This is a genomic window from Thiorhodovibrio litoralis, from assembly GCF_033954455.1.
In the GTDB taxonomy this organism is placed as follows: Bacteria; Pseudomonadota; Gammaproteobacteria; order Chromatiales; family Chromatiaceae; genus Thiorhodovibrio; species Thiorhodovibrio litoralis.
The window spans coordinates 1,117,151-1,131,562 of record NZ_CP121473.1 but is presented as its reverse complement, the minus strand read 5'-3'; the positions used below and the strand labels follow the sequence as shown (position 1 = coordinate 1,131,562).

Annotated in this window: 13 protein-coding genes and 1 tRNA gene; 12 read left to right on the top strand and 2 right to left on the bottom strand. The window is 61.3% G+C overall.

Annotated elements, in window-relative coordinates; all coding sequences use genetic code 11:
• Positions 1-222 precede the first annotated feature (222 nt).
• The 4 genes from aceE (at position 223) to lpdA (ending at position 6,602) form a co-directional block, all read left to right on the top strand.
• On the top strand, positions 223-2,871 hold the full coding sequence (gene aceE / locus Thiosp_RS05015) for a pyruvate dehydrogenase (acetyl-transferring), homodimeric type (RefSeq protein WP_201065893.1): 2,649 nt from the start codon (positions 223-225) through the stop codon (positions 2,869-2,871).
• Between the two features lie 158 nt (positions 2,872-3,029).
• Entirely contained in the window at positions 3,030-4,850 is a 1,821-nt protein-coding gene (gene aceF / locus Thiosp_RS05010; RefSeq protein WP_201065895.1) for a dihydrolipoyllysine-residue acetyltransferase, read from the top strand.
• A gap of 24 nt (positions 4,851-4,874) precedes the next feature.
• Positions 4,875-5,099 carry a hypothetical protein gene (locus Thiosp_RS05005; protein WP_201065897.1) on the top strand — a complete coding sequence of 75 codons (225 nt, stop codon included), beginning with the start codon at positions 4,875-4,877 and terminating at the stop codon, positions 5,097-5,099.
• Positions 5,100-5,147: 48 nt separating this feature from the next.
• Complete coding sequence (gene lpdA / locus Thiosp_RS05000; protein WP_201065899.1) at positions 5,148-6,602, top strand: dihydrolipoyl dehydrogenase; 1,455 nt, start codon at positions 5,148-5,150, stop codon at positions 6,600-6,602.
• A gap of 47 nt (positions 6,603-6,649) precedes the next feature.
• Here lpdA and Thiosp_RS04995 read toward each other — a convergent pair whose 3' ends face one another.
• On the bottom strand, positions 6,650-6,982 hold the full coding sequence (locus Thiosp_RS04995) for a hypothetical protein (protein ID WP_201065901.1): 333 nt from the start codon (positions 6,980-6,982) through the stop codon (positions 6,650-6,652).
• Between the two features lie 39 nt (positions 6,983-7,021).
• Here Thiosp_RS04995 and Thiosp_RS04990 point away from each other — a divergent pair, with 39 nt between their 5' ends.
• From Thiosp_RS04990 to Thiosp_RS04980, 3 genes are all read left to right on the top strand, one after another.
• Complete coding sequence (locus Thiosp_RS04990) at positions 7,022-7,207, top strand: hypothetical protein (protein ID WP_201065902.1); 186 nt, start codon at positions 7,022-7,024, stop codon at positions 7,205-7,207.
• 98 nt (positions 7,208-7,305) lie between these two features.
• Positions 7,306-7,382: transfer RNA gene (locus Thiosp_RS04985), tRNA-Met, on the top strand.
• Positions 7,383-7,427: 45 nt separating this feature from the next.
• A complete protein-coding gene (locus tag Thiosp_RS04980; RefSeq protein WP_323696844.1) occupies positions 7,428-8,063 on the top strand; it encodes an HAD-IC family P-type ATPase in 636 nt (211 codons plus the stop codon).
• Between the two features lie 154 nt (positions 8,064-8,217).
• On the opposite strand, the gene Thiosp_RS04975 is transcribed toward Thiosp_RS04980, so the two are convergent.
• Positions 8,218-8,361: a hypothetical protein gene (locus Thiosp_RS04975; protein ID WP_201065903.1), complete on the bottom strand. Its 144-nt coding sequence runs from the start codon at positions 8,359-8,361 to the stop codon at positions 8,218-8,220.
• Positions 8,362-9,182: 821 nt separating this feature from the next.
• Here Thiosp_RS04975 and mdoH point away from each other — a divergent pair.
• From mdoH to Thiosp_RS04950, 5 genes are read left to right on the top strand one after another with little or no spacing between them, the layout of a single operon-like run.
• Positions 9,183-10,931 (top strand): glucans biosynthesis glucosyltransferase MdoH, encoded by a 1,749-nt coding sequence (gene mdoH, locus Thiosp_RS04970; RefSeq protein ID WP_242518463.1) that lies wholly within the window; start codon positions 9,183-9,185, stop codon positions 10,929-10,931.
• 4 nt (positions 10,932-10,935) lie between these two features.
• Complete coding sequence (locus Thiosp_RS04965) at positions 10,936-11,988, top strand: zinc-dependent alcohol dehydrogenase (protein ID WP_242518464.1); 1,053 nt, start codon at positions 10,936-10,938, stop codon at positions 11,986-11,988.
• 37 nt (positions 11,989-12,025) lie between these two features.
• A complete protein-coding gene (locus tag Thiosp_RS04960; RefSeq protein WP_201065905.1) occupies positions 12,026-12,436 on the top strand; it encodes a 6-pyruvoyl trahydropterin synthase family protein in 411 nt (136 codons plus the stop codon).
• On the top strand, positions 12,433-13,542 hold the full coding sequence (locus tag Thiosp_RS04955; RefSeq protein WP_201065906.1) for a glycosyltransferase family 4 protein: 1,110 nt from the start codon (positions 12,433-12,435) through the stop codon (positions 13,540-13,542). Before Thiosp_RS04960 ends, Thiosp_RS04955 begins: the two co-directional genes overlap by 4 nt.
• A complete protein-coding gene (locus Thiosp_RS04950) occupies positions 13,529-14,407 on the top strand; it encodes a class I SAM-dependent methyltransferase (RefSeq protein ID WP_201065908.1) in 879 nt (292 codons plus the stop codon). The genes Thiosp_RS04955 and Thiosp_RS04950 overlap by 14 nt, the downstream gene beginning before the upstream one ends.
• Positions 14,408-14,412: the final 5 nt, after the last annotated feature.

The window sequence follows — 14,412 nt, the reverse complement described above, 5'->3', positions numbered from 1 at the left end:
ATGGATGGACCTACCCTTTCGGCTTCCCGCATCCCTCGGGTGCAGTCAGCGCGCAGACCCCAGGTGCTGTTCTACGCCGTTGACCCGCCGATTTCAGCCCCCGCTTGATTTGCCAATCCCCGTGGCCTGAGGTAGCTTTGACGGCTGCGAGCGCCATTGATGCGCAGCCCCTTCAGGATCCAACCGCTCCGGCGCTTTGTAGAATCTTTGCGAACCTTTGCTATGTCCAACAAGCCCGATATCGACCCTCAAGAAACCCAAGAGTGGCTCGACGCCCTCGACGCCGTGCTGGAGAACGAGGGGATCGAGCGCGCTCATTATTTGCTCGAGCGTCTGATTGACAAGGCCCGGCGTTCGGGTGCGCATCTGCCGTTCAGCGCCAATACTGCCTATGTGAATACCATCCCGGTCACGCAGCAGGAGCGTTTCCCCGGCGATCGCGCCATCGAGCGGCGCATCCGCTCCTTCGTGCGCTGGAACGCCATGGCCATGGTGGTGCAGGCTAACCGGATCTCGACCGAGCTCGGCGGGCATATTTCCTCTTTTGCCTCCAGCGCCACGCTCTACGATGTCGGCTTCAACCACTTCTTCCGCGCCGCGAGCAAGGATCATGGCGGGGATCTGGTGTTCATCCAGGGCCACTCGGCACCCGGCATCTATGCTCGTGCTTATCTGGAAGGCCGCATCAGCGAGGAGCAGCTCTACAGCTTCCGGCAGGAGGTCGACGGCAACGGCCTGTCGTCCTACCCGCACCCCTGGCTGATGCCGGGCTTCTGGCAGTTCCCGACCGTCTCCATGGGTTTAGGCCCCATCATGGCCATCTATCAGGCGCGCTTCATGCGCTACCTGAGCGACCGCGGTGTGCTGAACACCGAGGGGCGCAAGGTCTGGGCCTTTTTGGGCGACGGCGAGATGGACGAGCCCGAGTCCCTCGGCGCCATCTCGCTGGCCGCGCGCGAGCGGCTGGATAATCTGGTCTTCGTGGTCAACTGCAACCTGCAGCGACTGGATGGGCCGGTGCGCGGCAATGGCAAGATCATTCAGGAGCTGGAAGCCGTTTTTCGCGGCGCCGGCTGGAATGTCGTCAAGGTGCTCTGGGGCAGCTACTGGGACCCGCTATTCGTGCGCGACCACAATGGTCTTCTGGTGCAACGCATGGAAGAGTGCGTCGATGGCGACTATCAGGCCTACAAGGCCAAGGGCGGCGCCTACACGCGCGAGCACTTCTTCGGCAAATATCCAGAGCTCGCCGACCTGGTAGCAAACATGACCGACGAGGACATCTGGCGTCTGAACCGCGGCGGCCATGATCCGGTGAAAATTTTCGCCGCTTATCAAGAGGCCTTGCGCACCGAGGGACAACCGACCGTTATCCTGGCCAAGACGGTCAAGGGTTACGGCATGGGTGTCGCTGGCGAGGGCATGAACATCACCCATTCGCAAAAGAAAATGGGCGAGACGCACCTGAAGGCCTTCCGCGATCGCTTCAATATTCCGATTTCGGACGATCAGATCGGCGCGGCCCCCTTCTACAAGCCGCCACCGGATAGCCCCGAAAGCCGTTACCTGCACGAACGCCGTGAGGCTCTTGGCGGTCCGCTGCCAGCAAGACAGGATCGTTCCGAGCCATTGGAAGTGCCGGGGCTCGACAGCTTCTCTGCCCTGCTCGAATCCAGCGGCGAACGCGAGCTGTCCACCACCATGGCGCTGGTGCGACTGCTCTCGAGCATCGTGCGCGATAAACGCATCGGCAAGTATGTCGTCCCCATCGTGCCGGACGAGGCGCGCACCTTCGGCATGGAGGGCATGTTCCGCCAGCTCGGGATTTACTCCCATGTCGGCCAGCTTTACGAGCCGGTCGATTCCGACCAGGTGATGTATTACCGCGAGGAGAAAAACGGCCAGATCCTGCAGGAAGGCATCAACGAGGCTGGCGCCATGTCCTCGTGGATCGCCGCCGCCACCGCCTATGCCAACCATGGCCAGGCGATGATTCCGTTTTACATCTACTACTCCATGTTCGGCTTCCAGCGCGTTGGGGATCTAATCTGGGCCTCGGGCGATATGCAGGCGCGCGGTTTCCTGATTGGCGGCACCGCCGGCCGCACCACGCTTGCCGGCGAGGGCTTGCAGCATCAGGACGGTCACAGTCATCTCGCCGCGGCGACCATCCCCAACTGCGTGAGCTACGACCCAGCCTATGCCTACGAGCTAGCCGTCATCGTGCAGGACGGTCTGCATCGGATGTATCAGGACAAGGAAAACGTCTTCTACTACATCACGGTGATGAACGAAAACTACACGCAGCCAGCCCTGCCCGAAGGGGCCGAAGAGGGCATTAAGCGCGGACTCTACCCGGTGAAGGAGAGCAATCAGGCGCAAGTCCAGCTGCTCGGCTCCGGCACCATACTGCGTGAAGTGCTCGCCGCGGGCGAGCTGCTGGAAAAGGACTTTGGCATTCATTCTCAAGTGTGGAGCGCCACCAGCTTCAACGAGTTGCGCCGCGACGGCCTCGACTGCGAGCGCTGGAACATGCTCCACCCCGAGGCCGAGCCACGCCAGAGCTTTGTCCAACAGCAGCTCGCCGATCACACTGGGCCCATTGTGGCGGCCACTGACTACATGCGCGCCTATGCCGACCAGATTCGCCCCTATCTATTGCAGCGCTATTTCACGCTTGGAACAGACGGCTTCGGCCGCAGCGACATGCGTGCCCAGTTGCGCAAGTTCTTTGAAGTCAACCGCTGGTACATCGCCGTGGCCGCGCTGAGCGCGCTGGCCGCCGAGGGCACCATCGAACAGGCCAAGGTCAGCGAGGCGATCACCAAATATCGCATCGACCCCGAGAAGCCGAACCCGGTTACCCAATAGCGTCACCCAGCAGTGCCACCCGTTAGCGCCAAACTGTCGCGCACCGGGAGCTCATTCCGCGCAACAAGTCGCGGCCAAATAATCGAGCTCCAGGCCTTAGCGACGACTGCATTGAACTGCGAAAGCACACAAGAATTGACCGCCAGGAGATGCCAGCCTTGGCTAAGCTAGAAGATATTCTGCTCCCCGATATCGGCGATTTCAGCGATGTCGAGATCATTGAGATCCTGGTCGCGCCAGGCGATCAGATCGCGCCCGAGCAGTCGCTACTGACGCTCGAGAGCGACAAGGCCAGCATCGAGATTCCCTCGCCGATGGGCGGCGAAGTGAAAGAACTGCTGGTCTCGGTCGGTGAGCGGATCAGTCAGGGCAGCCCGCTGATGCGGGTTGCAACAGGCGCAGCCGCCAACTCCGATACACAGCAGAGCGCACCTCAGCGCGGAGCGGCAAAAACGGGGCCGGAAAGCGCGCCTAAGCCTTCCCCCACATCGCCAGCCACACAGCCAAGCGACAATTCGGGTGCGCCCAAGTCAGAGGCCGGTTCGCGCTCGGCAAGCAATGCACCAGAAGCCAAGGCCGCGGCGGAAGACATCGACATTTGTCTGCCGGACGTCGGCGACTTTTCCGATATTCCAGTCATCGAAGTACTGGTTAGCGTGGGCGATGAAATCGCCGTCGAGCAGTCTATCCTGACGCTCGAAAGCGACAAGGCCACCATGGAAATCCCTGCCCCGCGCGGCGGGACTGTCACCTCGGTCGAGGTCAAGGTCGGCGACAGCGTCAGCCAGGGCGATCTATTGTTTAAGCTGCGCACGAACGACACCGCTCCCAGCAACGTACCTGGCGACGATGAAGAGAGTGCCCCGGCGCCAGCCCCCATCTCCAAGGCCGACACCACCGGATCCGTGCCGGCTGCCAGCCCAAACGCAAACCAAGCTGCACCTTCAGCCGCGCCTTCCGCTAAACCGACAAGGGCTCCGGCAACAGCGACCCGCGCACCGGGTGACGCGGAAAAGCGCAAGGCCCCGATCCTGCCGCGCCCGACCGACATGGCTGCCATTGCCCACGGGCGCACTCCGCATGCCAGCCCGGCGGTGCGACGCTTCGCGCGCGAGCTCGGCGTCGATCTCCATCGAGTCAAGGGCAGCGGGCGCAAGCAGCGCATCCTGAAAGAAGACGTTCAGCAATTCGTCAAGCAAAGCCTCGCCGGCGGCGCACCCACTGCGGCACCCGGTACGCCCTTCCAGCTGCCGAGCACCCCGGCGGTTGACTTCAGCAAATTCGGTCCGGTCACCAGCGCACCGCTGCCGCGCATCAAGAAGATCAGCGGCGCCCATCTGCATCGCTGCTGGCTGACGGTGCCTCATGTTACCCAGTTTGACGAGGCCGACATCACCGAACTCGAAGCTTTCCGCAAGGAGCAGAAAGCCGCCGCCGAGAAAGCCGGCGTCAAGCTCACCTTCATGCCCTTTCTGCTCAAGGCAGTGGCCGCCACGCTCAACCAGATGCCAATCGTTAAGGCCTCACTGGCCGCGGATGGCGAGCAACTGATCCACAAGCACTATTGTCATATCGGCGTGGCCGTGGATACGCCCAATGGCCTGGTGGTGCCGGTGGTGCGGGATGTCGACAAAAAGGGCCTGTTCGCCCTGGCCGAGGAGCTCATGACGCTCAGCCAAAAAGCCCGCGACGGCAAGCTGCTCGCTGCCGACATGCAGGGTGGAGTGTTCAGCATCTCCAGCCTCGGCGGCATTGGCGGGACCGCTTTCACGCCCATCGTCAATGCCCCGGAAGTCGCTATCCTCGGTGTCTCGCGCACCGAGATGAAACCCGTCTGGAATGGTCAAGAGTTTCTACCCCGGCTGATGTTGCCGCTCTCCTTGTCTTATGATCACCGCGTCGTCGATGGCGCCGATGGCGTGCGCTTCACCAGCCTGCTGCGGCAGTTGCTTGCGGACATTAGGCGGTTGTTGCTCTAATCCATACAAACAACGGAGGGCTGCATGACTGAAAACTTGGTCCTCGAACATCTGCGCCTAATCCGGTCGGATTTGGCCGATCTAAAAAAAGAAACGGCGTCCAACAGCCTACAAATTTCCGCCATGGGCCAGCAGCTTGCCGGCCTCACGGGAGCCGTTTACGGGGCCAAAAGCGACATGGAAGACATTAAGCGGCGGCTGGAGCGCATCAAGCGGCGCTTGAAACTGGCCGAACCCGAGGCTTTATGAGTCTCCAGTTCGCTACTGACATCAACCTTACAGTCAACCAAAGACACCATGACCGACTCCGCCCCGAACAAAGAACTCAGCGCCCAGGTCGCCGTCTTGGGCGGCGGTCCTGGCGGTTATACCGCGGCTTTTCGCGCCGCCGATCTCGGCCTGCGTGTGGTGCTGATCGAGCGCTACCCAAGCCTTGGCGGTGTGTGCCTGAATGTCGGCTGCATCCCCTCGAAAGCGCTGCTGCATACAGCGCTCATTATCGAGGAGACCAAAACCCTCGGTACCATGGGCGTGACCTTCGCGCCGCCCGAGATCGACCTCGACAAGATGCGCGCAGGCAAGAACAAGGTAGTCAAGAAGCTCACCACTGGGCTGGCCGGCATGGCCAAGCAGCGCGGTGTGCAGGTGGTCCAGGGCTCTGGGCGCTTCGAGGCACCCAACCGCATCGGCGTCGACAGCCGCGATGGGCATGTGGCGGTGCATTTTGATCACGCCATCATTGCCTGTGGTTCGCGCCCGATCCGCATCCCCGGTTTCCCGCACGAAGACCCGCGGGTGATGGACTCGACCGACGCGCTTGAGCTACCCGACATCCCCGAGCGGATGCTGATTGTCGGCGGCGGCATTATTGGGCTCGAAATGGCCAGCGTCTATGGCACCCTCGGTAGCGCGATCGATGTGGTGGAGATGAAATCCCAACTCATGCCCGGCGCTGATCTCGATCTGGTGCGAGCGCTGCAAAAAGTCATCAAAAAGCGCTACAACCGCATCCTGCTCGACACCAAGGTCGCCGCCATGACCGCGTCGAGCAGCGGCATCCAGGTGCGCTTTGAAGGGAAAAGAAACAGCCCAATGAGTCAAGAAGCCGAATACGACCGCGTGCTGGTCGCCATCGGCCGGCTGCCCAACGGCGGGCAAATCAACGCCGAGCAGGCGGGCGTCAAGGTCGACCAGCACGGGTTCATTAAGGTGGATGGGCACATGCGCACCAATGTGCCCAACATCTTTGCCATTGGCGACGTAGTCGGTGGCCCCATGCTGGCGCACAAGGCCACTCACGAGGGCAAGGTCGCGGCCGAGGTGATCGCTGGCGAGCCGGCCTTGTTCGACCCACTCACCATCCCCTCGGTTGCCTACACCGACCCGGAAGTCGCCTGGATGGGGCTGACCGAGATCGAAGCTCAGGCCAAGGGTATTGCTTACGAGAAAGGCGTCTTCCCCTGGGCGGCGAGCGGACGCGCACTCGGCATCCACCGCGACGAGGGCCTGACCAAGCTGCTGTTCGACCCGGAGACCAAGCGCATTCTCGGCGCCGGCATTGTCGGCCCCAACGCCGGCGAGTTGATCGGCGAGACGGTACTGGCACTCGAAATGGGCGCGGATATGGAAGATATCGGGCTTAGCATCCATCCGCATCCGACGCTGAACGAGACCATTGGTCTGGCCGCCGAGATGGCGCACGGATCCATTACCGACCTACTGCCGCCCAAGCAGCGCGAGCGCAAATCCTAATATCCGGCCACCAAACAGCCGATCCAACCCAGCTATCTCCTGACCAGCTATCTCCTGAATGGCCGCAGCCATTCGGTCATCGCACTCGCGACCTGCTCGATATGGCGGCGCTGCTCCACCACGCCGCTCGAGGTGCGCTCGCAGGCCAAGCCGATTTGATCAACACTCAGCACGATTTTGGTGGCACTGCCGGCGAACGCGCTCATGACCTCCGCCACCGCGCTTTTGCTCTTCCGCCGCGCTGGCACCACGAAAAGAGTCAACCTCCGAAGTTGCATCGCCACGATCGGATTCATGATCGCCGCGTTAAGCCGTCCCGTCGTGCTGGAACGCAGGGAAATCATTGCCACAGCGATCTGATTCGCGATAATAACCGTCAAACAAGACAACGGCCGTCCCTGCACGGCGCGAGGAGCAGCATGAACAACGACGACCTGGAAGACTACGTCACCAACCTGGCTGAGTTGGTCGGCTACGACCTGGATGCAGGGACCTGGACGGAAGAGCCAACCGAGTTGCAGCAAGTCAAGCCCGGCCTGCCCATCGCCCTGTCGCGGCTGTTTCTGGCCCTGCGCTGCGCGGACACCAAAGACAGGGCCAACTAAGCGTCCTGACTCCGCGGCAAACCTGCGCAATCGCCCGATCGAAGCCGTCTCGGCGCTTGACCAAAACATCCGATTGCGCGATACTGCACGGCTTATTTGGCTACGTAGCTCAGTTGGTTAGAGCGCGGCACTCATAATGCCGATGTCGCTAGTTCGAATCTAGCCGTAGCCACCAAAAAAAAACCTATTAAATCAGCCGCTTCCGAGCGGCTTTTTTTTTGTGGCCGTAATTCGGCAAAAATCCCTCTCTCGTTTCTGGGCTACACCTGGGCTACAAATCCGAACGGTTTTTGTCAGGCTCACCGCTCAAGCCGTCGCCAGCCAGCTCGGCATTCCGGCCGAGCGGGTGCTCTCGGGCACCGAGCTCAACGACATCGACGCCGCCCGGCTCAGGCGAGAGGTGGAGGATGTCTCGGTGTTCGCCCGGGTCGCGCCAGAGCACAAGCAGGAAATCGCCGAGGCGTTGCAGGCCAATGGCCATGTGGTGGCCATGATCGGTGATGGCGTCAACGACGCCCCGGCGCTCAAGCTGGCCGACATCGGCGTCGCCATGAGCAAGGAGGGCACCGAGGTGGCTCGTCAGGCCGCCGACATGGTGTTGGCAGACGATAACTTCGCCACCATCGTCACCGCGGTGGAGGAGGGCCGCCACGCCTGGCAGAACCCGCAGAAAGCCATTCTCTACACCCTGCCGACCAATGCCGCCCAGGCGTTGTTGATTATGGGGGCCATTCTAATGGCCGCCTTTGTGCCAATCTTTCGTGAGCGCTTCGTGCTCGAGCCCATTCAGATTCTATGGATCAACCTCGAGGCGGACAAGTATCTTCGCCAGCCGCCCAAGCCGGGTGCCTGCTAGCTTGAATTACCGTGCGGCGTGGTGTTGTAAATTGCCACGCTCTCGCGGAGCAAGTCCGCGTGCAGGACAAAGTCGATCTGGTCGGAGCTGAGACCCAGAAGATGGCCTAGCTGGGCCCGGGGCTGCGTCGCTCCGGGCCCAGAGCCGTGTTCACTCAGTTTGCTTCGAATGGGGACTTGGCCGTTTCGACCTGTGCAACTTGAGGATGGTCATTTACAGCGGCGTCATCTTCAGAGACGATCAGCACGGCTTGGCTACCGCCGATCAACAGGGCAACGAGTGCGAGTGGAGCCAACATATCTAGCCTCCTAACGAAGTGTGGATGTGGTTGATGAGTGTTAGTATATAAGCAAATACTAATCTGTCAAGCCGCATTCACGCGGAACTCTTGCGCTCGTCCCCGCCGCTGTTCTTCCTCCCTCGCAGGCTTTGGCAGACGCCCGACACTGCACTGTCGGTTCGGTGCGGGCTGATGGACGGCGCTCGGCCCTGAGCCAGCGGTGCTATCTTGGTGTTGTCATCAAGGTAGATCGCCAATTGCCCCATGGTTTTTGCTACTCTAGGATCAGTCCGAACCTGACGCAGGACAAAACGCATCGCACAAGCTTGATCAACGAGCGGCGCGGCGCATCCTTGATGACAGCTATCCAGTGCAAAAGCGACATCTGATCAGAACACTCCCGCTCTGCTTGGCGGTGGCAGTCTTTGCTGCGGCCGTCAGTGCTTGCACCGGTCCTGCTGCAAAGAAGGCATCCAGGCACGCTGGAGCCAGCCGTCACGAGATCGCCCGGTGCGAAACCCGAAGTTGCTTTCTTGGGCTGCTAAAGTATGGTGGAAAAGTCTTGCTGAGCACGCAGCATGCGGACGGCTCGCTCGAGGAGGTTTACCAGGTTAGTCGCGAAAGAGGTTCATCTTTGCGTTCATTCACCCATGGCATCTTGTCGGTTGCCACTCTGGGAATCTGGAATGTTGTGGGGTATCCGCTCGAGGGATTCATGTCGAGTCCGGACTTTCTCGTGTTCCGTGTGAGCTATGATGCGCAGGGCGAGCCCACGAAAGTCGAGATCCAAGGCAGCTGATGGGCGGTTTGCACGAGTTGCTGCACCCGCGCATCCTTCGATGTTAACAGCGGGCCGGCGCTGGGTATTCGCCAGTGCGGTGTTATCAACAATGTCCTTGCTGATGTTGTTGATGGCCAAGACACTGAGCCCGGGTGGTCTGGACCTGCTGGATAAGGCCTTGTTGCTTTGTTTTGGCTTTACGCTGCCTTGGACGGTCATTGGTTTCTGGAATGCCGTCATTGGGCTGCTGCTGATGCGCTTCTCCCGCGATCCGGTTGCGCGGGTTTTCCCTCTGGGCCAGGGCGAGAGAGTTCCGGTGAATCAGAAGGTCGCGATTCTCAGTTGCATTCGCAATGAAGACGCGGAAACCGTGTACCGCAACCTCGACCGAATGGTCGCTGGACTCGCCGAAAAAGGCGTCACCGACCGTTTCGCCGTGCATGTGCTGAGCGATTCGACTTGGGCGGAATGCATCAGTGATGAAGAAGGGTTGAGCGAGGGTTTTGGCGCGCGCTGGGGCCAATCATTGCCCGTCAGCTACCGTCGACGTGAAGACAACCCAGGGTTCAAGGCTGGCAACATCGCCGAGTTCATGGATAGGTGCGGTGAGCGCTACGACTTGGCATTGGTGCTTGATGCCGACAGCGTGATGGACCCGCACACTGTGCTTGCAATGGTGCGCACCATGCAGGCGAACCCGCGTCTGGGCATTCTGCAAAGCTTGGTGGTTGGTTTGCCATCGGTCAGCGCCTTTGCACGAGCTTTTCAGTTTGGCATGCGGTTTGGCATGCGCTCCTACACCTTGGGCAGTGCCTGGTGGCAGGGTGATTGCGGCCCTTATTGGGGGCACAATGCCCTCTTGCGGGTACGCCCCTTCATGGAACATTGCCGGATTCCGCGAATTTCCGGTCGAGGGCCGTTGTCGGGCTGGGTGTTGAGCCACGATCAGGTCGAAGCCGTGCTGATGCGCCGGGCCGGGTATGAGGTTCGCGTGCTTCCGCAAGAAACCGGCAGCTATGAAGAGAATCCGACCACGCTATTGGAGTATATCCGCCGCGATCTGCGCTGGTGCCAGGGTAATCTTCAGTATTTCAGGTTTCTAGGCACCCGCGGCCTGCATGCGCTCAGCCGGGTTCAATTGATCCTGGCTATTTTGATGTTCATCAGCTCGCCATTTTGGGTCTCGTTGATGGTGATTGCCGCATCTCGGGCCTTCATCGCGCCCGCCGGGCCTCTGTTCGATCCAAGCTACGGGATGGCGTTGTTGTTCATTATCCTGACCATGGTCTTCGCACCAAAGCTTGCCTCGGTGATCGATCTGCTGGCGGATGCGCGAAGGCGCGGCGCCTTCGGGGGCGCGTCCAGGGTGATCGCAGGCGCCCTTGGCGAGGCATTCTTCAGTACCTTGCTGGCCCCGGTTCTGGCCATCGCGCACAGCGTTTTTATCGGCGGTTTGCTGGCGGGGAAAAAGCTGGCCTGGGAACCGCAGCGGCGGCTGACGCATCGCGTGCCAATCGCCTTGGCTTGGCGCCGACTCTGGCCCCAGACCTTGATTGGCATCGCGGTGACTCTCGCCCTGGCGACTCATGGCAGCGTGACCATCGCTCTGTTATCACCCTTCTTTATCGGCGCCCTGGTCGCCGTGCCAATCGCGGTGTGGAGCGCTGACCCACGGCTCGGACTTTGGGTGACCCGCCATGGCTTCTGGGCAATACCCGAGGAACTGGCGCCAAGCCCTTTCCTGGCATCACTCAATCTTGATGCCCTGAATCACGATAGCGAATCCCGCGGTCAGGTCCTAGGGTAGCGCGATGACAGGCGGTGATCGATGCATAACCGCCTTCTGGGTGACCGCGCCCGGCCAGGGTCAGCTTCGCGACGAGCCGCTGCCGCCGCTGGCGGAGGGGCAGGTGCGCGTGCGAACTCTCTTCTCGGGCGTTAGCCGAGGGACTGAGGCGCTGGTCTTCCGCGGCGAGGTTCCGCCCAGCGAGTGCGAGCGGATGCGCGCGCCCTTCCAGGTCGGGCAGTTTCCGGCGCCGGTAAAATATGGCTACTGCAATGTCGGCGTCGTCGAGGCTGGGCCGGAGGAATTTGTCAATGCGCCGATCTTTTGCCTCTATCCTCACCAGACCTGTTACCAGGTGCCGGTCGACTGGGTTCATCCCCTGCCCAATGGGCTGCCACCCGAGCGGGCGGTGCTAGCCGCGAATATGGAGACGGCGATCAATGGGCTGTGGGACGCGGCTGCGCGGGTCGGGGATCGGGTTGCGGTGATCGGGGCCGGGGTGGTTGGCAGTTTGTGCGCCTGGTTGGCGGCACGGATTCCCGGCACCGAGGTCGAGCTGATTGACATCGACCCAACGCGCGCAGCCGTCGCTACCGCCTTGGGGGTTGAATTTCGCCGTCCGGATCAAGCCAGCACGGACGCCGATCTAGTCATCCACGCGAGCGGCTCACCGGCGGGCTTAGCTACGGCGCTAGAACTGGCCGGTTTCGAAGCCCGGGTGATCGAGCTCAGCTGGTTTGGCACGCGCACCGTTCCCCTCGCGTTGGGTCGGAGCTTTCATCATCATCGGTTGCGTTTAATCTCCTCTCAGGTGGGCAGCGTCGCGGACTCCCAGCGGGCGCGTTGGGATCACCGCCGCCGCATGGTGCTCGCCCTCAAGCTGCTCGGAGACCCTGCCCTGGATTGTCTGATTACTGGAGAGAGTCCGTTCGCTGAACTGCCTGCAGTGCAGGCGCGATTGGCCAAAGACCCGCCAGGGGTGCTGATGCATCGCATCCGCTATCCGCACGTGGATACTCTGGGGGCAGTCAGCGGCAGCGGGCTGATTGCACAAGAAAACAGCCAACCTGGTCCCTGACCAGCAGCTTTTAGCGAGACATTCAAAGAGGCCATCGATGTACGGTATTCGCGTTCGAGATCACATGATGATCGCTCACAGTTTCAGCGGCGAGATATTTGGTCCCGCACAACGCCTGCATGGTGCAACCTATGTCGTGGATGTGGAGTTTCGCCGCGATACGCTCGACGATGACAACCTGGTGGTCGATATCGGCCTTGCCAGCCAGGCTTTACGCGCGGTTCTCGATGAACTCGACTACCGCAACCTTGATGAGCTGCCCCAATTGGCCGAACAGAACACGACCACGGAATTTCTTGCCCGGTATCTCTTTGATGCCATGGCGCGGTGCATCGCCGACGGCAAGCTTGGCGCGGCGGCGGCCGGCCTGACGAGCCTGCGTGTCGAGCTGGCCGAATCCCATCGTGCATGGGCTTTTTTCGAGGCTGAGTTATCTCAGGCGCTGTGAGCCGGACACTTTGGTTTCTGATTCCTGGCGACCTGGACACGCGAAGCGGCGGCTACGCTTATGACAGGCGCATCGCGGCCGGTCTCGCTGAGCTGGGTTGGCAAGTCGAATACCGCCGTCTTGATGACAGCTTCCCTGCCCCTTCGCGTCATGCGTTGGAACATGCCCGGCAGACGTTGGCTGATATTCCCGATCAGGGCTTAGTGGTGATCGATGGCTTGGCACTTGGCACGATGCCAGAGCTTGCACAGGCGCACAGTCAACGTCTTCGATTGGTCGCCTTGGTGCATCACCCGCTAGCCGATGAGTGCGGCCTCGACCTGGCGCGTCAAGCTGAGCTCAAAGACAGCGAAACGCGCGCCCTGGCGGCGGTTCGCGGCATTATTGTGACCAGCCGGTTCACGGCTGGCAAACTGGCCCGCTATCAGGTGGCAATGCAACGGCTGCGAGTGGTCGAGCCAGGCGTGGACAAGCCCACCGGGATTCCCGCTTTCGACGCCGCAGATGGTGTCAAGAACTCCTTATCGCTGATCTGCGTCGCAAGCGTTATTGAACGCAAAGGCCACGACCTTCTCCTGCAAGCTTTGTCTGGGCTTCGGCACCTTCCCTGGCGACTCAACTGCATCGGTGATCTGACCAGAGATCCTGCCTGGGCCGCTCGGGTATTCGCGCTACGGGAGTCTTTGGGTCTCTCCGAGCGGGTCCAATTTTCCGGCGCACTGCGCGCTGAGCAAGTCGATCAGCATTACCGAGAGGCTGATCTTGCGGTGCTCGCGACACGCTTTGAAGGCTATGGCATGGTGATTTCCGAAGCATTGGCGCATGGGTTGCCAATGGTAGTCACCCGCGGGGGCGCTGCCGCCGACACCCTGCCAGCAGAGGCTGGCTTACTGGTGCCAGTCGACGATGTCGGAGCGTTGCGCGAGGCACTGCGAACCCTGCTTTCCGATTCCAGCAAACGCGCCCTGCTTGCCGAAGGAGCCCGGCGCGCCGCCCTTGCCTTACCCTCGTGGAACCAATCAGCGCGAGCCTTCGCGGATGCGCTCGAGACCTTTGGAACACAACCGGCGCCACTCAGCCAGCGCATGCACCATGACCGCGCCTGACGACGACGCGCCTGGCGGCCAAGAGCGTTTCTCGGCGGACTGGCTGAGCTTGCGCGAGCCGGTCGACCACAGATCCCGATCCCCGCGGGTATTGGCCACGCTTTGCCGTTGGGCTGCCGGGAAGAAGCTCTTGCGGGTTATCGACCTCGGCTGCGGGTCCGGATCGAATCTACGCTATCTGTCACCGAGACTTCCCGTCAGCCAGCGCTGGGTTTGTGTGGATCAGGATGCCGAGTTACTCCAGCGCTTGGCGGCTAACACACCAAAATCTCCGCAACTCTTGGGCTTGACCACCCGAGTCGCGTCGCTGCACACATCCGGGCTGCTCGCGAACATCGACGCCTCGACCCTGCTGACCGCAAGCGCCCTGCTGGATCTCGTCAGCGAGGATTGGCTCGCCGATTTGGTCGGACAGTGTCAGCGCAAGGGCGCTGCGCTGCTCGCCTCCACCACCTATGATGGGCGTGTCGCTATTCATCCCAAGCAACCCGAAGACAACTGGATTATGGAGCTGTTCAATGCGGATCAGCGCCGCGATAAAGGCATGGGTCCGGCACTCGGTCCGAATGCGGCAAAGACATTGCGCCGGATTGCACAAGGTCTGGGGTTCCGCCTCCATCAGGGCAGCTCGGATTGGCAGCTGGAGCGCGATGACCTGGAGGTTGCGCGCTCTTTGGTCGCAGGTTGGGTTGAAGCTGTGGAGCGCCAAGCACCGCACCAGCGTGGACGCATCACGCCATGGCATCGGCAGCGTCAGGATTCCCTCGCGGCGGGAGAGCTCCTGATCCGCGTTGGCCATCAGGATCTGTTCCTCGAACCGAGCCCAACCGATATTGGGCCAGGACCAGTATTGGGCCGAGATTAGGTAGG

Coding starts and splice junctions, on each gene's coding strand:
- aceE (WP_201065893.1), top strand. CDS start 223: ATGTCCAACAAGCCCGATATCGACCCTCAAGAAACCCAAGAGTGGCTC.
- mdoH (WP_242518463.1), top strand. CDS start 9,183: ATGTTAACAGCGGGCCGGCGCTGGGTATTCGCCAGTGCGGTGTTATCA.
- lpdA (WP_201065899.1), top strand. CDS start 5,148: ATGACCGACTCCGCCCCGAACAAAGAACTCAGCGCCCAGGTCGCCGTC.
- Thiosp_RS04990 (WP_201065902.1), top strand. CDS start 7,022: ATGAACAACGACGACCTGGAAGACTACGTCACCAACCTGGCTGAGTTG.
- Thiosp_RS05005 (WP_201065897.1), top strand. CDS start 4,875: ATGACTGAAAACTTGGTCCTCGAACATCTGCGCCTAATCCGGTCGGAT.
- Thiosp_RS04965 (WP_242518464.1), top strand. CDS start 10,936: ATGACAGGCGGTGATCGATGCATAACCGCCTTCTGGGTGACCGCGCCC.
- Thiosp_RS04960 (WP_201065905.1), top strand. CDS start 12,026: ATGTACGGTATTCGCGTTCGAGATCACATGATGATCGCTCACAGTTTC.
- Thiosp_RS04950 (WP_201065908.1), top strand. CDS start 13,529: ATGACCGCGCCTGACGACGACGCGCCTGGCGGCCAAGAGCGTTTCTCG.
- Thiosp_RS04975 (WP_201065903.1), bottom strand. CDS start 8,361: ATGTTGGCTCCACTCGCACTCGTTGCCCTGTTGATCGGCGGTAGCCAA.